Origin of the sequence: Candidatus Competibacter phosphatis (assembly GCF_012939995.1) — a bacterium.
GTDB classification, from domain to species: Bacteria; Pseudomonadota; Gammaproteobacteria; order Competibacterales; family Competibacteraceae; genus Competibacter; species Competibacter phosphatis.
The window spans coordinates 1-18,728 of sequence record NZ_SPMZ01000027.1; the positions used below are offsets into that span (position 1 = coordinate 1).

The following is an 18,728-nucleotide window of genomic DNA, read 5'->3' on the forward strand; positions in this document are numbered from 1 at the left end:
TTGCTAGCCAGCAGCGCGCTCTTAACCGGGATACACGCCCGCGCCCGGGGTGCCGAAAGGACCCAGAATTTCCAGCGGGCGAGCGGGGGTGGCGGGTTCAGCCGCGCGGGTGGCGGCGGCGCGCGAGGGGGGGTGGTTTCCGGGGCGGACGGCGCTGAAGCACCGAGGCAGATCCAAAAACCAATCACACTATTGGGTTCGCGCTTAAGGAGACAATGTTTGTGAAAATCATTATCGTGGGTACCGTGGCCGGCGGCGCGTCATGCGCGGCCCGCCTGCGCCGGCTGGACCAAACAACGGAAATCCTCATGGTGGAACGCGGGCCTTATGTTTCCTCCGCGAATTGCGGGCTACCCTATCACATCGGCGGCGTGATCGAGAAGGAATCGAGCCTGCCAGTCGCCAACGAAAATACGTTTCGCAACCAGTTCGTGATCAATGTGCGGACGCGCTGCGAGGTGATCGGCATCGCGCCGGAGATGAAGACCGTTCGACTGCGCGATGTCGCCACCGGCGAAGTCACGACCGAAGCCCACGACAAGCTGGTGCTGTCGCCCGGCACGTCGACGATTCGCCCGCCGCAGCCCGGCATCGCTCTGCCGGGCATCGATCTGCCGGGCATCTTCGAGGTCAGAACGGTTCCCGATGCGCGGGTGATCCGCGATCGGTTTCTTTGGCGGCGTGGTGGCCTGGACCGGCGCCAGCGAGAAGACGCTCCAGCAGCTTGGCAACGACGATTACAAAAAAAATCCACCTGTACCCGAACTCGCACGCCGGCTACTACCCGGGCGCGCGGCCGATCGCGATGAAGGTGCTCTTTCGCAAGTCCGACGGGAAGCGCCTCGGCGCGCAGGCGCTCGGCGAGGACAACGTGGACAAGCGGATCAGCGCCTTGGCGATGGCATTGCAAATGGGCGCGACGATCCACGACCGGGAGGCGGCGGAGCCGTGCTACGCGCCCCAGTTCGGCAGCGCCAAGGATCCGGTCAACTTCGCGGGCCTGGTGGCGGCGGACATCCTGGGCGGCGACAGGCCGATCGGCCACTGGGACGGCGTCGACGCGGAACTCCTGCTCGACGTGCGCAAGCCGGTGGAACTCGCCGTGGAAAGCAAGCCGCGAGCGGTCGATATTCCGCTGGGACAACTGCGGGCGCGGCTCGACGAGTTGCCTCGCGATCGGGCAATTCTCGTCATCTGCCGCTCCGGCCAGCGTGCCCATTACGCCACCCGGCTCCTGTTGCAACACGGGTTCAAGGTTCACACGCTCTCCGGCGGCATGCTGTTGCGGTTTCACTCTTACCTGCTGACGAACTGCGCGACGGTGGGGCGCTTTATCACGACAGGCCTGACCTCCCCACCGATCATCGGAGGCGGGCGCGGGCGGCTTTTGGTAGGTTGGGCTGAACGCCGAAGCCCAACCCTTTGTTGGGCAACACGGCGTGGCCAAAAAAATCTCAAAACGACAGAACCAATTTCTTGCCGAATATCAGCCAAGGGAGTTCCATCTCGTGGAAGATCTGCATCCTGTTCGTCGAACCTTTCCATTTGGGTCTCGCGCCGAAGTACTGCTGTTAGCGTTATTGAGCGTGTTTTCCTTTGCGGCGCTGGCCCAGCAACCCGCCGCCATGACCCGCCCGCCGACTCCCGTCAGCGTGGTCGAGGTCAAACCGGAAAATACCCCGGCGACCTTCGAATTCACCGGCAAAACCGCCAGTTCCCGGCAGGTCGAGATCAATGCCCGGGTCGAGGGCTACCTGGATAAGATCGCTTACGAAGAGGGCAGTCTGGTAAAAACCGGACAACTCCTGTTTCAACTCGATCCCAAGCCCTTCCAGGCCGCGCTGGACAATGCCAAGGCCGTTCTGGCCCAGCAGGAAGCGCTGTTGACTCGCGCCCGTCAAACCCTGGCTCGGGTCAAGCCGCTGGCCAAGCAAAACGCGGTCAGCCAGCAAGATCTGGACAACGCCACCGCCGGCGTCCTGACGTCCGAGGCACAGGTGCAGGCGGCCAAGGCGCAGGTGGAGACGGCGCGATTGAATCTGGGCTACACCACCATCAAGTCGCCGCTGAACGGCTTGTCCAGCAGCGCCAATTTCCGCGAGGGTGCCCTGATTACGCCAGCCGGTAAAAACGCCCAGTTGACCACCATCGTGCAGATCGATCCGATGTGGGTCAACTTTGGGTTGGGCGAAAATGAGGTCCTGAAAATCCGGGCTCAGCAGGAAGCGGGGCAATTGAATAGGCCGGGGCTAAACAAGATTCAAGTGGAGTTGATCCTGGCCGATGGCTCCGCTTATCCCCAGAAAGGCCAGATCACCTTCGTGGACCCGGTGATCAACGCGCAAACCGGCACCTACAACGTCCGCGCCGTGGTGCCCAACCCGAACAATCAATTGAGCCCCGGCCAGTTCGTGCGCGTGCAACTCAAGGGCGCGGTTCGCCCCAATGCCATCATGGTGCCGCAAGTGGCGGTGATGCAGGGACCGAACGGCAAGTTCGTGTTCGTGGTCGGCCCGGACGACACCGCGCAGCCCAAGCCGATTCAGGTCGGTGACTGGTACGGCGATCAGTGGATCGTCAATTCTGGCCTGGAGCCCGGCGACCGGGTGGTGGTGGACGGCGCGGTACGCCTGCAACCGGGCGCACCGGTACAGATTCGCCCGGCGGCGCCACCCGCGCCCGAGTCGGCGAAAGTGCCCAGCGCCACGCCGCTCAAACCCTGAGAGGGCGCCCGATGATTTCCCATTTCTTTATTGATCGCCCGGTATTCGCCGCGGTCATTTCCATCATCCTGACCTTGGCCGGACTGTCGGCGATGGGCGTGTTGCCGATTGCCCAGTATCCCGAAATTACCCCGGTCCAGGTAACGGTGAGCGCCACCTATCCCGGCGCCAGCGCCGATGTGGTCTCGCAAAGCGTGGCCGCGCCCATCGAGCAGCAGGTCAACAGCGTGGACAATCTGATGTACATGTATTCGTCCAGCTCCTCGACCGGCAACATGACCCTGAACGTATTTTTCGACATCGGCACCGATCCCGACATCGCCCAGGTCAACGTGCAAAATCAGGTGAGTCTGGCTTTGCCGCAGCTACCGGAAGCCGTGTCCAAACAGGGGGTGCAGGTTCAAACCAAATCGTCCACCTTCCTAATGGTGATCGCAATCTATTCACCGGACGGAAGTCAGGATGAAACCTATGTCGGCAATTACGCCTACCTGTATATACTCAACGCCCTGCAACGCATTCCCGGCGCCAATCAGGCCAGCATCTTCGGTACTCCCAATTACGCCATGCGGGTCTGGCTGAAACCGGATCGGATGAGCGATCTGGGCTTGACCACCGACGAGGTGATTCAGGCCATCCAGACCCAGAACCAGCAGTTCGCCATCGGTCAGATCGGCCAATCGCCCACCAACGGCCCGGTGGAGCTGACCTTTCCGGTCTCCACTCAGGGCCGGCTGAGTACGCCGGAGGAGTTCGAGAACATCATCCTGCGCGCCAGCACCACCGGCGCCGGCGTGCTGCGGCTCAAGGATGTCGGCTACGTGACCCTGGGCATGCAAAGCTACAACCTGCGCAGCCGTTTCAACGGCAAGATCGGCACCGCCATCGCGGTGTATCAACAGGCGGGCGCCAACGCCCTGGCCGTTTCCAAGCAGGTGCGGGAAACACTGGAAGAACTGAAGAAGAGCTTTCCGGCTGGCATCGATTACTCCATCGCCCTGGACACCACCAAGTTCGTGAAGGCCTCGATCAACGAGGTGGTGCATACCCTGCTGGAAGCCATCGTGTTGGTCATCCTGGTGGTCTTCATCTTCCTGCAAAGCTGGCGAGCGACCGTTATTCCCATCGTGGCGGTGATCGTCTCGGTGATCGCCACCTTCGGCGGCATGTATCTGCTCGGCTTCTCGATCAACATGCTCACCCTGTTCGGCCTGGTGCTGTGCATCGGCATCGTGGTGGATGACGCCATCGTGGTGGTGGAGAACGTCGAGCGCAACATGGCGGAATTCCACCTGTCGCCCAAGGAAGCGGCGCATCGGGCGATGGAAGAAGTCACCGGACCGGTGATCGCCATCGTGCTGGTGTTGAGCGCGGTGTTCGTGCCGGTCGCGTTCCTGGGCGGCATGACCGGGCAGTTGTACAAACAGTTCGCCATCACCATCGCGATTTCGGTGGCGATTTCCGGCCTGGTGGCATTGACCCTCAGTCCGGCGCTGGCGGCGCTGCTGCTCAAGCCGGGGGAACATGGCGACCAACGAACCGATTGGCTGTATCGATTCTTCTTCGGTCCATTCAATCGCGGGTTCGACTGGTTGACCAGCGGTTATGCCAAAAGCGTGCGCTTTGTCGCCAAGCGGATATTACTGGGGCTGGCCCTGTTCGCGGTGATGCTGGCGGCGACGTATGGCCTGTTTCAGAAAGTGCCCAGTAGTTTCGTGCCGGATGAAGATCAGGGTTATGTGTTCGGCGTGGGGATCTTACCGGATGGCGCCAGTCTGGATCGAACCGAGGCGGTGGGCGCGCAAATGAGCGATATCTTTCGCGCCAATTCAGCGGTCGGTAGCGTGGTCGCGGTCAACGGCTACAGCCTGCTGGATTCGCAAATGAAGACCACCGACACCACGTTGTTCGTGTCCTTCAAGGATTACGAAGAGCGGAAGGATCCGAAAGAGAGCGCCCCCAATGTCATCCGCGAGGTGATGGGGCAATTCAGCAAGATCGGCGAAGCCATCGCCCTGGTGTTCAATCCGCCCTCGATCCCGGGTCTCGGCACCACCGGCGGTTTCGAATTCTGGATTCAGAGTCGCGGCAGCGGCGACATCAAGCAACTGGCGCAGGTGACCAAGGATTTCGTCGCCAAGGCCAGCCAACGCCCGGAATTGCGCGGCTTGACCATGACCCTCAACGCCGCCTCGCAACAATTGTACGTTTCGCTGGACCGCGAACAGGCCCGAACCCTGGGCGTGCCGGTCGGTAACGTGTTCGGCACCCTGCAAGCGCTGTTCGGCTCGCTGTACGTCAGCCAATTCAACCTGTACAGCCAAGTGTGGCAGGTGATCGTGCAGGCGGCCCCGGAATACCGTTCCCGCCCCGACGACATCAAGCAGGTTTACGTACGTTCGACCAACGGCGGCATGGTGCCGCTGGCGGCGGTCACCAAGCTGGAATACACCAGCGCCCCGAATCTGATCACCCGTTTCAATACCTTCCCCGCCGCCAAGGTCACTGGCGGCGCCGCGCCGGGCTACAGTTCCGGCCAGGCGCTGGCCACCATGGAAGCGGTGGCCCACGAGGTGCTGCCGCAGGGTTATTCCTTCGGCTGGAGCGGCCAAGCCTATCAAGAGAAGAAGGTCGGCGGCGATTCGGCGATGGTGTTCATCTATGGCCTGATCATGGTGTTCCTGATCCTGGCGGCCCAGTACGAGAAGTGGTCGCTGCCATTTAGCGTGATGATGGCCGTGCCGTTCGGAGCGTTCGGAGCGTTGCTGGCGGTCTGGCTGCGCGGGATGGAAAACGACGTGTATTTCCAGATCGGCCTGCTGACCCTGGTCGGTCTGGCGGCCAAGAACGCCATCCTGATCGTGGAGTTCGCGGTGATGAAGCACGAGGAGGGAATGCCGGTTCTGGAAGCGGCGGTGGAGGCGGCGCGCTTGCGCTTCCGGCCGATCTTGATGACCTCGCTGGCCTTCATTCTCGGCGCGATTCCGCTGGTCATCGCCACCGGCGCGGGCGCCAACAGCCGCCATTCCATCGGCACGGGCATCGTCGGCGGCATGACCGCCGCCACCGTGCTGGCGATCTTCTTCGTGCCGATGTTTTTCCGCCTGTTCGAAGGCTTGAGCGAGAAGCGCGACGGCAAGAAGAAGGAATCCTCCGATTCCGGGTCGCCACCGCATCCCTCTCCCGCTGGAACCGGGGCGGAGAGTCTGCCGGAGGACCGCCGCGATGCATAAGACCTTACTTGCGGTAGCCATCGGTCTCGCCTTGGGCGGTTGCGCGGTCGGCCCGACTTACGAACGCCCGGAGGTACCGATTCCGGCGCAATGGGAGGTCGATCTCCAAACCGCCAACGATCTCGCCAATACCGCCTGGTGGGAGCAGTTCCGCGACCCAGTGCTGAACAATCTCATCCAAACCGCGTTGCAAGAAAACAAGGACGTGCAAATCGCCGCCGCGCGAGTGGAAGAGTATATCGGCCGTTATGGCGTGACTCGCTCCGCACAGTTTCCCCAGGTCGGCGCCAACGCCGCTGGGGCACGCACCCGCAATACCGAGAATGGCGGCGTTACGCTGGGCGAAAACCCGACCAACAGTTTCCAAGTTGATTTGGGCGTGTCGTTCGAGCTGGACTTGTGGGGTAAGTTGCGCAGCGCCACCGCGGCGGCCCGCGCGCAACTGCTGGCGACCGAGGAAGCCAAGCGTACGGTGATTCTCGGCCTAGTGAGTCGGGTGGCCAACAGTTACGTGCAACTGCTCGACTACGACAAGCAACTGACCATCACTCAGGAAACCTTGCAAACCCGTGGTGAATCGGTGCGGATCAATGGCCTGCGCTTCAAGGCCGGTTTGATCTCGGAACTGGACTACCAGCAGGCCGTGGCGGAATACCAGAACGCAGCGGTGCAGGTGCCCTTGCTGGAGCGGCAGATTGCTCAACAGGAGAACGCCATCAGCCTGCTGCTGGGGCGCAATCCCGGCAAGATCAGTCGAGGGGTCACCCTGGATCTATTAACCTTGCCACAAATCCCCGGTGGTTTACCTTCCGATCTGCTGGAGCGCCGTCCCGATATCCGGCAGGCGGAACAACAATTGATCGCCGCCAACGCCTTGATCGGGGTGGCCAAGGCAGCGTTTTTCCCCAGTATTTCCCTGACCGGTTTTCTGGGCACGGCCAGTACCGATCTCTCGGATCTGTTCAAGGGACCGTCGCGCACCTGGCAGTTCGCGGGCCAACTGTTCCAGCCGATTTTCACCGGCGGGGCTCTGACCGGCCAGTTGCAGGCCGCGGAAGCCGTGCAACAGCAGGCTTTATTGAATTATCAGCAGGTGATTCAAAAAGCCTTCGCCGAAGTGGATGATAGTCTGATCGCGATCAACAAACTGCATGAGCAGTTGAAGGACGGCGCATTGCAGGTCGAGGCCTTACAGCGCACTCTGCATTTGGCCACGCTTCGCTATCAAAACGGCTATTCCGATTACTTACTCGTGGTGGATGCCGAGCGCAATCTCTATGCCGCGCAACTCCAGTATGTGCAGGACCAGGGAACTCTGTATACCGCGATGGTCAGCCTGTATGCGGCGCTGGGCGGTGGCTGGGTCAACGAAGCGGAGCGGATGGCCACCGGTAAACCACAGCCAGCGGCGGGTTGAATCAGAGGGCGGGGTTATCCCGCCCTCTTTACGCGAATTAAACGCTTTGTGGCAAGACATTGCGCACAAAACATAGCGGCGGCCAGGCGCCCAAAGGGTGTACTGTCAAGTTAATGGGGTCATGACGCGTTTATCGCATGATGGCGGTATGGGATAGCGGTTACGCTGCTTTTTGGACGCCCATCACCCGAGACCACGTCTCGAACGCTGCTCCGCGGGCACCCCGATACGGGGTGGCCGATATCCGATGGCGACGCAGGTGGAAAAGATGGTTCATCGGATGGTGAGCGGACAGAACGCGTTGTACCTGGCGGGACGATTTGAACCGCCGCATCGGGCGCGCTTGTTGGCAAGCGCGTGGGTGGGACCGCTCGGCGTGGTTTTTCAAGCTCTGGTGCTGGCGATGCTCGACGCCCGGCATGACCCTTTTCTTGGGCGGCGACGTAGCGCTTGAGCGGGTCGGTGATCAGCACCCAAGGGACCTATTGGAGGCCCTTGCGTCACTGGCGAAAGAACCGCTGAGCGGTTTTGGCAGGGCGTCGGCGCTGGACGAGACTGAGGTAGCCTTCTTGATCGACCGCCCGCCCGAGCGAATGATGCTTGCCATTCGTCGTGATGACCCTTTCATCCAAGTGCCATTGATCGCCCCGCCTGGGTTACCGATGGCGCGGTTCGTTCGCGAAGCTCTGACCGAATTGGAGAGTCCATGGGCGGATCGTCTCGTAGGTCAATACGATGCCCCAGGCAGCGAGTCGTTCGTCGATGTCTCGAAAGCCGAGGGTGAAGCGAACATAGAGCCAGACCGGGTGAGCAATGATCTCGGCGGGAAAGCGGTGACCGCGATAAGGATCGGATGGCGTTTTCATGGCCCGCTCCCCTAACCGATTCAAAGCGCCCCCGGCAACTGGACAGTACCGTTGAATGGGTTTCCCGTGCGGCGTGTGGCGCTCGCGTCAATTCGCGCGCCGGAACGAACTCCACACCAGGCCCGGCAGCGCAATCCCGAAGCTGAGGAGCAGGATGATCAGCGTCGCCTTGATGCCGTTATCGAACGCCGCCAGCAGCAGGTCGCCACTGTGTTCCAGGTGGGGCGAATCCGCCACCATCACCAGGCCCATCACCGCTTTGTAGGCGTAGCTGCCGGGCACCAGCGGGATTGCCGGGCTGGCGGAAAACAGTACCCCGCTCACCGCGAAGCGCTGGGCCAGTGCCGTGGCCAATACCCCGATGACCAGCGCCGCGGGCAAGGTGGCCAACACGATGCCGATGCCGCCGTTCATTAGCCCGGCCCGCACCACATAGGCGAGCGCGCCGATCAGCGCGCAATAAGGCAAGGCGTACTTCGGCACGTTGAACAGCACCGAAAATCCCAGGGTCGCCACCGCCGCCCAGCAGCCCTGTTGAGCCAGCGGCCAAGCCAGTTCGGCGCCGCTCATAATTTGACCTGGAACAGCCGCACCACGATCCCCAAGCCCAGGGCGATCCCGAGGACCACCACCAGGCTGGTGATGGCCCGGGCCATGCCGGCGGAGATGTACCCATGCAGAATGTCCACGCTGGCGTTGATCAGCGGCACCCCGGGTACCAACAGCAGGACCGCCGCCGTCAGCGCGCTTTGCGGGGTCTGACTCAGCCAGAGCGCGCTGCTCGCCACCAGGCTGGCCGTCAGCGCGGTGAGCAGGACCACCAGGAAATAATTGACTTGTCGCCGATTGAGCCACATCCGTACCCAGGTGGCCATCGCGGCGGCCACGGCGGTAATCGCCAGTGCCGCCCAGTCGCCGCCGAACAGCCGGCAGAATGCCGCGCAGGCCAAACCGACCGCCACCACAACCACACCGCGCGAGTAGTTATGTGGAAGCGTCGCGATCCGTTGTAGCAGCATTTCCAGTTGTCCGGGAGTCACCCGCCCCTGCTGGAACAGTCCCAGCAATTGCTCCACCTCGTTCAGGATGTTCATATTGATGCCCACGATCGGTACACGCGCCACCCGGGTATGGTGGGCGTCCTGGCGGGTCACGGTCAGCAGGATGGTTTTCGACATGACCACCGCATCGATCCGGTCGATGCTCAGACCCGGTTCCATTTGTTGCAGGCTGGTTTCCACGCGCGCGGCATCGGCGCCGTGCTGGAGCAGCAGGCTGCCGGTATGCACCAGCAGATCGACCACGACCGAGAGCGACTCCGGTGGGCGGGGAGCGGGCAGCGATGAGGTATCGGGATTTTCTATCGGCATGGCGTTGGCTGGGCCGCACTCACGTCGCCGAGGGGGACACGGGCGTCGTTCGGATCGGACCGGCGTCTTCCCCAAACGCTTGGCCGGTCGCGGCCAGCACCGCGCGCCAGCCAGGTCCGCCCAGGTCCAGGTGCTTCTTGCGACTCACGAGCAATTCGATGGGCACATGGATGAAGAGGTCGTGCAGCAGGCCGATCACCAGGCCGGTCTTACCAGCCATGGCGGCGTGAACGGCGTTGCGGGCGAAGAAATCGCAGAGAATGGAATCCTCGGCGTCGGCCGGGACGCTGCGGATCAGATAGCTCGGATCGAAATAGCGCAGCGTCACCGGAATCTCCTCCGCCTGGAAGTACCGCTCGATGCGTTCGCGCAGAAACGGGCCGATGTCCTGGAGTTTGATATTACCCGAGGCGTCGCGCTTCCCACCGCTGGCCGCCAACCACTCCTGGCCGGCGCCTTCGGCCACAACGACGAGCGCGTGCGCCCGCTGGAGAATGCGCTGCTTGAGCGCGGCGAGCAGGCCGGTTTCGCCCTCGAGTTGGAGCGGCACTTCGGGGACCAGGGTGAAGTTGACGTCCTGGCTGGCCACCGTGGCGCCCGCGGCGATGAAGCCGGCATGGCGGCCCATCACCTTCACCAAGGCGATGCCGTTGCGGACGCTGTGGGCCTCGGTGTGGGCGCAATGCAGGACCTTGGTTGCTTCCTCGACCGCCGTCAGATAGCCAAAGCTGCGCGAGACGAAGGCCACGTCGTTGTCGATGGTCTTGGGGATGCCGACCACCGCCAGCGGGTGGCCGCGCCGTTGCGCTTCCTGAAACAGGTCGTTGCCGCCGCGCTGGGTGCCGTCGCCGCCCAGGGTGAACAGAATGTTCACACCGCGCCGGATCAAGTGATCCACGGCGACGCCGACCTCCACTGGGCCGCGCGAGGTGCCGAGCACGGTGCCGCCGTCCTTGTGGATGTCGTGGACGAACGCGGGGGTCAGCACGAAGGGCTCCATGCCGCGAGCCGGATCGAGCCCCTGGTAGCCGCCACGAAAGCCGAGCACTTCCCGTACACCGTAGCCATGGTGGAGTTCCAGGAACAGCGAGCGGATGACGTTGTTCAGGCCGGGGCACAGCCCACCGCAGGTGACGATGCCGGCGCGGGTTTGCCGGGGGTCGAAGAACAAGCGGGCGCGCGGGCCGGCGAGTTCGAACCAGAGTTCCTCCACCGGGGGTGCGTCGGGGTCGCGGATCAGATGGGAGGACACGCGAGCCTGGTCGTTGACCGTACGCCGCTGGGGGGACGGGAAGCGGGCTTCGCCCAAGGTGGTGATGTTCATGAATACGCCTCAAGTAGGGTTCGGAACGATCGCCGCTGACCTCCCCGCACTGGGGGGTCCAGAAACCTCTGGGTCATGACGCCGCCGTCCCGTGCATTGCCTGAGCGGGTTTTCCATTTACCGCCACATCGATCCTGATCGAGGGAATCGCTCCGAGCATCGGATGCCCATCCCTCAATACAGCTCGGCAATGTACTTGAACGGATAGTCCGGTTCCCGATAGTCCCCCGCCTTTTGCCGCTTGGGCAGCTTCACTTTTTCACGCGGCAGTTCTTCGTAAGCAACCTGGCTCAACAGGTGGCGGATGATGTTGAGCCGCGCCCGTTTCTTGTCATCCGAGCGGGCCACGTACCACGGCGCCCAGGCGGTGTCGGTTGCCGCGAACATCGCATCGCGTGCCCGCGAATAGTCGTACCAGCGGCTGTAGGATTGCAGGTCCATCGGTGACAGCTTCCAGATCTTACGGCCGTCCTCAATACGCGCTTCGAGCCGCCGGGTCTGCTCCTCGGGACTGACTTCGAGCCAGTATTTGAGCAGGATGATGCCGGACTCGGCCATCACCCGCTCGAATTGTGGCACCATCTGCAAAAAGCGCTTGACCTGTTCCTCGGTGCAGAATCCCATCACCCGCTCGACCCCGGCGCGGTTGTACCAACTGCGGTCGAAGATGATCACCTCGCCGGCCGCCGGAAAATGCGGGAAGTAGCGTTGGGCGTACATCTGCGATTTCTCGCGCTCGGTCGGCGCCGGCAAGGCCACCACCCGGAACACGCGCGGGCTGACCCGCTCGGTGAGGGCCTTGATGGTGCCGCCCTTGCCCGCGCCATCGCGACCCTCGAACACGACACAGACTTTGAGTCCCTGGTGCTTGACCCACTCTTGCAGCTTGACCAGTTCGACGTGTAGTTTCGTCAGTTCCCGGTCGTAGTCCTTGGTCTTCAGTTTTTCGGTTGTCTGGGGCGCGTCGAGGTCTTTTGCAACCTTGGTTTTACTCATGGCGTTCTTTCTCCGATATGGCCGCCGCCGCTTGACGGTCGGCGCAGGTTGTCGATCAGGATGTAGAGGCTGATCAGCAGCACCCACAGCGGGAAGACCAACAAAATCCCCTCGATGTAGCGGCTGCTGAGCAGGAGCAATAGCGCCACCGCATAGCCCAGGAAGGCGATCCAGCGGGCGATGAACCGGGTGCGGAGCGCGAGGGTGGACGTCACGATCATGAACACCCCCGCCATCTTGATCGCGTAGATATTCATGATTTCATAGGCGATGGCACGGGCGGAGGTGAAGGTGGGGGACCCGATCAGCCGGCTGGAGTCCGCCGTGTAGGCGATGATCAGGCCGCCCACCATCGCCGCCGACATGAACAGCATGGCGAGGAACAGCAGCCCGCTGCCGAGAAAAACGGTGGTGAAGAAGCGGTCTTCCCGTTCCCCCAGGCGGTCGCGCAGCACGCCGATGAACCACAGAAAGGCAACGCCGGCGAACGGCACCAGGTTCAGCGCCAGCGCCACCATGTTGGCATGGCTCTGAAGCCAAACCCCGGCTTCCAGCGGATCGGCCGGGACGGCCCGCCGGATGAGCAACAAGCTGGTGATCAACAAACCAGCAAAGAGGATGCCGGCGATGGCGGCGGCGCGCGGCGCGCGCAAACGTGCGATGGTGGTCCCGTTCTCTAGCTGCATCACGATCTTCCGCAAAGCTCGTCGAATCCGCCCGCTTTGTCACGGACTGGGTATGGCGTCCCGTTCGGTTTCGGCCCGCCGGCGCGACAGGCCCAGGCCCTGCCGGTCTTCCTGGAGCGCCACCACTTGGTCCTCGGCGTCGAGTATCGAGTGTTCCACCATCAGGTTCAAATGGTGGACATACCGTCGTATCCGCTCCTTGCGCTCGGCCTCGGTCACGGAATCCATCAGGCTCAGGAGAGCCGCGCGCAGCCGGCGCATCACCTGAACCGAACTGGCGCCAAACTGACGGATCTCGTCGAAGGCGAGCGTGAGGTAATCCTCCCAGGTGGGTGTTGGGAAGATCAGACGCAAAACGCCCTGTTCGTCGGCCACGCAGCCGGCGTCGAGCGCGCGCCGACCCAGGCGGTGCAACAAATCCTCGATCTGGTCAATGGCCTGAACCGCCGTGGTCGGGTCGTTGATGGCGGGGGAGAGGGCCTTGATGGCGATGTCCACCAACAGCCGCAGGGGATATTTGGGATCCTGCTCGAAGGTACGTTCCCGCGCCACCTGAATCGCCTGCCGGAGCGGAGTTTCGGCCAGCGGTTGCCGACCGCCGTGCACGCGCAACAGCAGGGTATCTTCGACCAGGGTGTCGCCGACGGCGCATTCCATCACGATCACGGCATCCGCCGCCTGAGCCTGCCGGACCAGGGCGGCGACCCGAAAGCGCGCGATGGTCAAGGGTTCGCCGGAGTAGCGCAAGGTCTGGGTGACCGGACACCGCTGGGCCGCCTCGACCGCCGCTCTCCACGACTCCGGGGTCGGACCCGCCGGCGCGTCCAGGCGCGGGAACATCGTTCGGATGACCTCGCGCCCCTGCTGGCCGATGAAATGGAGCACGTTGGTGATCTGAATATCGTTCAGCCGCTGCACCAGTTTGGCAAAAACGGCCATGCTGAGGATCAGCAGCACCGTCACGAGCAGAACGGAGAACAGGGGCACCGTGCCGTCCCCCCCGCGATCGATCCAGGCCAGGGTGACGATGGCATAAAAAAAATGTGGCGGTGAACAAGCCGAGCGCATGAAACAGCACCGGATCGCGACCAAACCAGGCGACCAGGCGCGGGGAATAAGCGATGGCGCTGAATTGCACCATGACGAAGGCCAGCGCGAACACGATGCCGGTCAGCGCCATCATGCCCGACGCGATGGCGGACAACGTCGCCTGAGCCGACGCGACCGACATGCCATGGCTGTAGGTGGTGAGGTATTCCTGCTCAAGACGAGGAAAAACCAAGCCGCAAACAATGGTCACGCCCATATACAGCAGCGGAATGCACCAGATCGGCATGTTCGGTGGACCTATCCTTAGCTTCTTTAGCATGATTGATCACAGCCCACAGTTACTTTGTCATGACAAAAACCGGACGCCTCCGGACTCTATCTCGTAAACCGCGCCGACGAGCTGCATGCGCCCCTCGGCCAGACGGGCTTGCCCTTCGGGCGTTTCCAGAAGTTGCCGCATGGTCCAGCGGACATTGGCTTCGATGGCTTGGTCAAGCTGTGTCGACGGAGGGGTCTGGGGATCTGGGTTGGGCAATCCGGGCAGGATGTTGTCGATCAGGATTTGAATGCGCGCACGGTGTTGTAAACCGTGCCGTTGGGTCTCCAGCGCCGCCTGCACCGCCCCGCAGCCGCTGTGACCGAGCACGACGAAGAGCGGCGTATGCAGGTGCAAACCGGCGTATTGCAGGCTGCCCATGATTTCCGGCGAGAGGACGTTACCGGCCACGCGCACGATAAACAACTCGCCGAAGCCGGCGTCAAAGATCAGTTCCGGGGGAACCCGCGAATCGCTACAGCCCAGGATCGTCGCATAGGGTCGCTGGCCCTGGGCGAGATCGGCCAGGATGTCCTTCTGTACGGTGGGAAACCGGGCTTCACCCCGCAGGAAGCGCAGATTGCCGTCGATGAGACGCTGGAGCGCCTCGTCCGCGGTCAACATGGGTTCGTGGGGTTTCAGTGTGGCCATAGGGAACAGTTTTTCGTGGCTTAATTTCAGTTTAGTTCGCGGGTACGGTAATCACTGGGGCTTGTGGCGCCACGCCGGTTTCGGCGAGCGAGGTCAGCAAGAGCAAGAAGGTGAAAATGCCCTTGGAGCGGAAGTCGCGATTATCGATCCAGAACCAGTGCTTGCTGTAACGCACCGCGACAAACGCATCGCTCGGCGGTTCGGCGCTGGAGTGGATTTTCACCAAGGGCTGGTCGCGAGGTCCGCTGTCCGGGCGAGGCGGCGGAAGGGGCAAAGTCCGTCCATTCTCGATGTCGGTGATCGGCGCCTCCACCTGGGCGCCCAGTTCGAGCAGAATCTCCAGCATGGACCGGGTGAGCACGGCCAATTCCCGATCGTTACGCGGGACGGCCCCGAAGGTCAGGATCAGTTCCCGCGCGTCCGGCTGGAGACCGAGCGCGGTTCGGATGAAGCGACTATCCTGCTCGACCGCCGGGGTGACCTTCTCGCCGCGGATGGTGATGAGCGAGGTTTCCTCCGGGCCACGTTTTTCGAGCCGGAACCCGATCGCCTCCGACAACTGCAGGCGGCGCAGCACGTCGAGCAACGGGTAAAACGCCGGGTCGGCGTCCCGGCTCCCCATCGCACGGCTGGAGCGGTTGTAGACGCCGTTGATCGCGCGGGTTGCCAGTTGCAAGACCAGATCCACCGGGTAGCCGGCCTGCACCAGTTGGAACAGAGCGGCCGGCGCCATCGGCCGCAGTAGGCCGCGGATGAACTTATCCCCTTGCAGCGGCGTGTAGGAGATGGTGGGCCTATCGGTGTAGAAACCGGTTGCCCCCACAGTGGTGCCCCGCCCCCAGGTGTCCGGAAGATTGGGGGTTAAGCCGGTCGAAACGGTGCCCAAGAGGCTTACCTGGCTCTGCAACTGGTACGAGCTGATGACCGACGATACATCAAGAAACATCGGCGTGTCGGCGTAACGCAGCTTGACGATATTGAGCAGCATCTGCTCCTTCCAGGAAGTCGCCAGCGCTTCGGCGTAATCCAGCCGATCCCGGTTGACGGAGCCGGCTCCGATGCTGGCGCAGGCCGATAGCAATACCAGTATCGGCGGGAGCAGGGCCAATCGTAACGATTTTCCGAAATTGACTTGCAACATGGTTTCCTCACCCTGCCGCCGCACTCAGCGCCGCCGCCCACCGCCACCCCGGCTGAACCCACCATCGCCACAACTGAACCCGCCACCTCCGCTCACCCGCTGGAAATTCTGGGTCCTTTCGGCACCCCGGGCGCGGGCGTTGTAATCCCGGTTAAGAGCGCGCCGCTGCGCTAGCAAAGCTGGGTTGCTGGCGGGTTTCCGGCCGTGACCAGTTGTTTCGGTCGCGCTGCTCCCAACCCTGGTTGGTCCGACGATGGACATTACCATCCCGATCGGCAAAAACATTGTTCCGGCCCAAGTCGGCGGGCTTGGCGCGTTGCGCGGATCTGGCCGACCCCGCGCCCGCCGGGCGTTGTTGGCGCGATCCTTCGCGGCTCGCCGGGCGCTGTTCCGGCTCGCGCCGCTGCTGGCGTCGCGCCTGACCACTCTGCCGCTCGCCCGCGCGTGCCTGCCGATCCCGTGCGCGCTCGGTGCGTGCCCCTTGGCCGCTGGCCAGTTGCTGGTGGCGCTGGTTGAGTTGATCCCGGCGCGTATTCTGAAGTTGCTGGGGCCAGTTTCGATTCTGGTAGACGTTGTTGCGGAAATCCTGACGGTTGGAGCGCAGGCTTTGGAAGTTCTGCCGATTGAAGTTGGCGTTGCGCAGGTTCGCCCGATCGACGTTCAGGTGCTGGACGTAATCGCGGCTGATGTTGACGTTGCGGTTGATGTCGATGTTCGTTTCGCCATGCCAGCCGCAGCAACCGTAGCCCCCCCACCAATTCGAGGCGGCCGCGCCGGCGATGAGTCCGAAGGTGGCGCCGGCCAGGAAGTTCCAGGCGCCGTAACCGGGATCGTAGACCGGTGCATAGCCGTAGGTGACCGGCGCGGGATAGTAATAGACGGGCGCGACGTAGGGCGGATAGACGTAACCCGTGCCGTAGACCACCGTGCCGCCGGCGACATAGGTTCCGGTATAGCCTGGCGTGTAGCCCACGTACACGACTTCCGGCGTCGCCTGATACACCCGCACGTAGGTGACGTTGTACACCGGGCTACTCGGCGGTATCTGGTAAATCTCGGACGGTACTGAGATGGCGACTTGGTAGCCGACATCCGGCTGGGCGGACTGATACCAGACCGCCCGGTCCACGGCATAATATTGGTCCTGCGCTTTGATCACCGGTGTGGTGGTATTGACGGCGTACTGGAGCGAAGTGCCTTCGATGGGGCGAAACTCAGGCTTGCCGTCGTAGCTGATCTTGATGACGGCCTTCCGGGGAATGGCTGCGGTCACCGGAATCTGGGCTTCGGCGACCGCTTCCTTGGCCTGGGGGGTATCCGGCACGAAGGCCAGCACATGCCCTTTCACCGAAGCCGGGGGGATCCGATAAAAGCCCGCCGGCAACTTGTCGGGGGCGACGTAGGCCCACGGCCCGTTTTCCAGGGATGGGCTGGCGAACCAGCGGCCAGACAGCAACACGTAGTATTGTTGGGCGCCTGCCGTTTGGAAGACATCGCGCCCGCTGTTGCTGAGATAGAGCAGATCGGTGCCCTCCAACGGCGCGAATTGGGGCGGGCCATCGGTGACGATGAGTTCAGTGGGCTCGATGGCCGCCACGATTTGCGGGACGGTCTCGGCCTTCAGCGTCGCGGGCTGCACCTGGGTCGGCACCTCGGCCTCGGCGATCTTCTTAGCCGCCGCCGCCACTGGCGCGGGTGGGGATTCCAGCATTTGCCACGGACCTTTTACGTCCGGGGCGACAAACCAGAGGGCGTCGCCGGTGAGGTAGTACTTACTGTCGGTCGGATCGAACAGCAACACGAACGGGGTGTTCACCACCCGCTTGACCGGAAAGCCCTCCACGTCGCGCAGAATGGGTTCGCCGTCGATGAGCACCAGCACTGACGGAACCGTGGCGAAGATGATCCTGGGCGGTGTGTTGTTGAAGTTGGCGCCGGCCTTGACTTTCTCTACTTCGGCCAAGGCGGCCAGCAGCCGATCCAGGGCTATCGTGGGTTTCGGCCAAGCGGCGATTTCCCGGTCCAGGAACGCCGCCAGTCGGCGTTCCTGGACCGGTTGAGCGTTGGGAAATTTGACTTGGGTGACTTTGATCTCCTGGAATTCCACCGTCCGCTTGTCGCGGTCGGTGGCAACCCGGCTGTCGAACCACACCACTCCGAACACGGGTGCTTTCATGTCGGGCTTTTGCACCGACACGGCAGCGCGGACAGCTACCTTGTCGCCTTGGAAGGATTCCAACTGCGGCTGATAGATGACGACCTTGCCTTCCTTGGCCTTGATCTCACGGGGCCACCGATCCTGAGCGCTGGCAACCTGACCGACCAGGATTGCGAGGATCAGGAGCAGTAGCTTGGCCAGCCCTAACCTTGACCAAAAGGCGCTTGCCCGCTCGCGGGATGTAGGGTTCATGATGCCTTGCCTGTGGTTGATCGGGTGGTGGCCGTGCTCACCGCCGTTCCGGCGGAGCGTCCTCGCTGGTGATGATGAACACGTCGTCCACCTCGGTGATGCGGAAGACTCGCGGCTTGCGGGCGGCTTGCAGTTCGCTCTCGCTCATACCGGATGTTTGCAGCAGGTACTGGCGCAGGGCTGGATCGTTCAACGCTTTCTGGTCATTCTCCAGCCATTCCCGAACCTTCGGGTCTTGCGGCTGGAAAATGTGTATCTCTTGGTGGCCGCGCCCCAGCATCGCGTAGACTGGCGGATTGCCGACCTGCATGTACTTGGCGTAGCCCATTCCTTCGTACCGCCGCGCCGTCGCGGCCACGCTGGCCGGGGTCTTGCTTTGACCTTCGTAGGAAGGACCGCGCTCGATACGGTGGCCCTTTTCCAGCAGGTAACTCTTCAAGGATTTGATCGCGGCGGCAAGATCGGTGGTCGACTTGGTTTTTTCGCTCATGGCAAGTTCTCCAGAAAAATGGTTCGATATGTCGCTCCCTTACCCCAACCCTCAC

The 18,728-nt window shown here is 62.6% G+C and carries 15 protein-coding genes and 3 pseudogenes; 6 read left to right on the forward strand and 12 right to left on the reverse strand.

Going from position 1 to position 18,728, the window contains the following annotated elements; translation table 11 throughout:
• Window positions 1–221 precede the first annotated feature (221 nt).
• From E4P82_RS22065 to E4P82_RS09930, 5 genes and pseudogenes are all read left to right on the forward strand, one after another.
• On the forward strand, window positions 222–809 hold the full coding sequence (locus E4P82_RS22065; protein WP_312914632.1) for an FAD-dependent oxidoreductase: 588 nt from the start codon (window positions 222–224) through the stop codon (window positions 807–809).
• Window positions 725–1,219: pseudogene (locus E4P82_RS23655) on the forward strand (rhodanese-like domain-containing protein); the annotation flags it as partial. The gene E4P82_RS22065 and the pseudogene E4P82_RS23655, both read left to right, overlap by 85 nt.
• 367 nt (window positions 1,220–1,586) lie before the next feature.
• Window positions 1,587–2,723, forward strand: coding sequence for an efflux RND transporter periplasmic adaptor subunit (locus E4P82_RS22075; RefSeq protein WP_420887091.1), 1,137 nt, complete (start codon window positions 1,587–1,589; stop codon window positions 2,721–2,723).
• A gap of 11 nt (window positions 2,724–2,734) precedes the next feature.
• Window positions 2,735–5,956: an efflux RND transporter permease subunit gene (locus E4P82_RS09925; protein ID WP_169248738.1), complete on the forward strand. Its 3,222-nt coding sequence runs from the start codon at window positions 2,735–2,737 to the stop codon at window positions 5,954–5,956.
• Complete coding sequence (locus tag E4P82_RS09930) at window positions 5,949–7,373, forward strand: efflux transporter outer membrane subunit (RefSeq protein ID WP_169248739.1); 1,425 nt, start codon at window positions 5,949–5,951, stop codon at window positions 7,371–7,373. Before E4P82_RS09925 ends, E4P82_RS09930 begins: the two co-directional genes overlap by 8 nt.
• A 160-nt stretch (window positions 7,374–7,533) precedes the next feature.
• On the opposite strand, the pseudogene E4P82_RS23660 reads toward E4P82_RS09930, so the two are convergent.
• From E4P82_RS23660 to E4P82_RS09980, 10 genes and pseudogenes are all read right to left on the reverse strand, one after another.
• Window positions 7,534–8,239 (reverse strand): annotated as a pseudogene (locus E4P82_RS23660) (IS6 family transposase).
• Between the two features lie 87 nt (window positions 8,240–8,326).
• Window positions 8,327–8,809: a threonine/serine exporter family protein gene (locus E4P82_RS09940; protein WP_169248740.1), complete on the reverse strand. Its 483-nt coding sequence runs from the start codon at window positions 8,807–8,809 to the stop codon at window positions 8,327–8,329.
• Entirely contained in the window at window positions 8,806–9,609 is an 804-nt protein-coding gene (locus E4P82_RS09945) for a threonine/serine exporter family protein (protein WP_169248741.1), read from the reverse strand. Before E4P82_RS09945 ends, E4P82_RS09940 begins: the two co-directional genes overlap by 4 nt.
• A gap of 19 nt (window positions 9,610–9,628) precedes the next feature.
• Window positions 9,629–10,933, reverse strand: coding sequence for an ATP-dependent 6-phosphofructokinase (locus E4P82_RS09950; RefSeq protein ID WP_169248742.1), 1,305 nt, complete (start codon window positions 10,931–10,933; stop codon window positions 9,629–9,631).
• A 174-nt stretch (window positions 10,934–11,107) separates the two neighbouring features.
• The gene (gene ppk2, locus E4P82_RS09955) at window positions 11,108–11,929 is read right to left on the reverse strand and encodes a polyphosphate kinase 2 (RefSeq protein WP_169248743.1); all 822 of its coding nucleotides are present in this window, start codon (window positions 11,927–11,929) and stop codon (window positions 11,108–11,110) included.
• Entirely contained in the window at window positions 11,926–12,615 is a 690-nt protein-coding gene (locus E4P82_RS09960) for a hypothetical protein (RefSeq protein ID WP_169248744.1), read from the reverse strand. Before E4P82_RS09960 ends, ppk2 begins: the two co-directional genes overlap by 4 nt.
• A 39-nt stretch (window positions 12,616–12,654) precedes the next feature.
• The gene (locus E4P82_RS09965; protein WP_169248745.1) at window positions 12,655–13,683 is read right to left on the reverse strand and encodes a DUF2254 family protein; all 1,029 of its coding nucleotides are present in this window, start codon (window positions 13,681–13,683) and stop codon (window positions 12,655–12,657) included.
• A 22-nt stretch (window positions 13,684–13,705) separates the two neighbouring features.
• Window positions 13,706–13,984: pseudogene (locus tag E4P82_RS23665) on the reverse strand (DUF2254 family protein); the annotation flags it as partial.
• Between the two features lie 27 nt (window positions 13,985–14,011).
• Window positions 14,012–14,605 carry a carbonic anhydrase gene (locus E4P82_RS09975; RefSeq protein WP_169248746.1) on the reverse strand — a complete coding sequence of 198 codons (594 nt, stop codon included), beginning with the start codon at window positions 14,603–14,605 and terminating at the stop codon, window positions 14,012–14,014.
• A gap of 58 nt (window positions 14,606–14,663) precedes the next feature.
• Window positions 14,664–15,773: a hypothetical protein gene (locus E4P82_RS09980; RefSeq protein ID WP_169248747.1), complete on the reverse strand. Its 1,110-nt coding sequence runs from the start codon at window positions 15,771–15,773 to the stop codon at window positions 14,664–14,666.
• On the opposite strand from E4P82_RS09980, the gene E4P82_RS09985 reads away from it, so the two are divergent.
• Window positions 15,765–15,947 carry a hypothetical protein gene (locus E4P82_RS09985; protein ID WP_169248748.1) on the forward strand — a complete coding sequence of 61 codons (183 nt, stop codon included), beginning with the start codon at window positions 15,765–15,767 and terminating at the stop codon, window positions 15,945–15,947. The two genes, E4P82_RS09980 and E4P82_RS09985, sit on opposite strands and share 9 nt — an antisense overlap.
• On the opposite strand, the gene E4P82_RS09990 is transcribed toward E4P82_RS09985, so the two are convergent.
• On the reverse strand, window positions 15,925–18,183 hold the full coding sequence (locus tag E4P82_RS09990) for a hypothetical protein (RefSeq protein ID WP_169248749.1): 2,259 nt from the start codon (window positions 18,181–18,183) through the stop codon (window positions 15,925–15,927). The two genes, E4P82_RS09985 and E4P82_RS09990, sit on opposite strands and share 23 nt — an antisense overlap.
• A 37-nt stretch (window positions 18,184–18,220) precedes the next feature.
• Window positions 18,221–18,673 (reverse strand): hypothetical protein, encoded by a 453-nt coding sequence (locus E4P82_RS09995; protein WP_169248750.1) that lies wholly within the window; start codon window positions 18,671–18,673, stop codon window positions 18,221–18,223.
• Between the last annotated feature and the right edge of the window lie 55 nt (window positions 18,674–18,728).

Excerpts from the sequence above, each read along its gene's own strand:
- E4P82_RS09930 (WP_169248739.1), top strand. The coding sequence starts at position 5,949 with ATGCATAAGACCTTACTTGCGGTAGCCATCGGTCTCGCCTTGGGCGGT.
- E4P82_RS09965 (WP_169248745.1), bottom strand. The coding sequence starts at position 13,683 with ATGCGCTCGGCTTGTTCACCGCCACATTTTTTTTATGCCATCGTCACC.
- E4P82_RS09975 (WP_169248746.1), bottom strand. The coding sequence starts at position 14,605 with ATGTTGACCGCGGACGAGGCGCTCCAGCGTCTCATCGACGGCAATCTG.
- E4P82_RS09940 (WP_169248740.1), bottom strand. The coding sequence starts at position 8,809 with ATGAGCGGCGCCGAACTGGCTTGGCCGCTGGCTCAACAGGGCTGCTGG.
- E4P82_RS09980 (WP_169248747.1), bottom strand. The coding sequence starts at position 15,773 with ATGTTGCAAGTCAATTTCGGAAAATCGTTACGATTGGCCCTGCTCCCG.
- E4P82_RS09950 (WP_169248742.1), bottom strand. The coding sequence starts at position 10,933 with ATGAACATCACCACCTTGGGCGAAGCCCGCTTCCCGTCCCCCCAGCGG.
- E4P82_RS09990 (WP_169248749.1), bottom strand. The coding sequence starts at position 18,183 with ATGAACCCTACATCCCGCGAGCGGGCAAGCGCCTTTTGGTCAAGGTTA.
- E4P82_RS09960 (WP_169248744.1), bottom strand. The coding sequence starts at position 12,615 with ATGCAGCTAGAGAACGGGACCACCATCGCACGTTTGCGCGCGCCGCGC.
- E4P82_RS09925 (WP_169248738.1), top strand. The coding sequence starts at position 2,735 with ATGATTTCCCATTTCTTTATTGATCGCCCGGTATTCGCCGCGGTCATT.
- E4P82_RS09945 (WP_169248741.1), bottom strand. The coding sequence starts at position 9,609 with ATGCCGATAGAAAATCCCGATACCTCATCGCTGCCCGCTCCCCGCCCA.
- E4P82_RS09995 (WP_169248750.1), bottom strand. The coding sequence starts at position 18,673 with ATGAGCGAAAAAACCAAGTCGACCACCGATCTTGCCGCCGCGATCAAA.
- ppk2 (WP_169248743.1), bottom strand. The coding sequence starts at position 11,929 with ATGAGTAAAACCAAGGTTGCAAAAGACCTCGACGCGCCCCAGACAACC.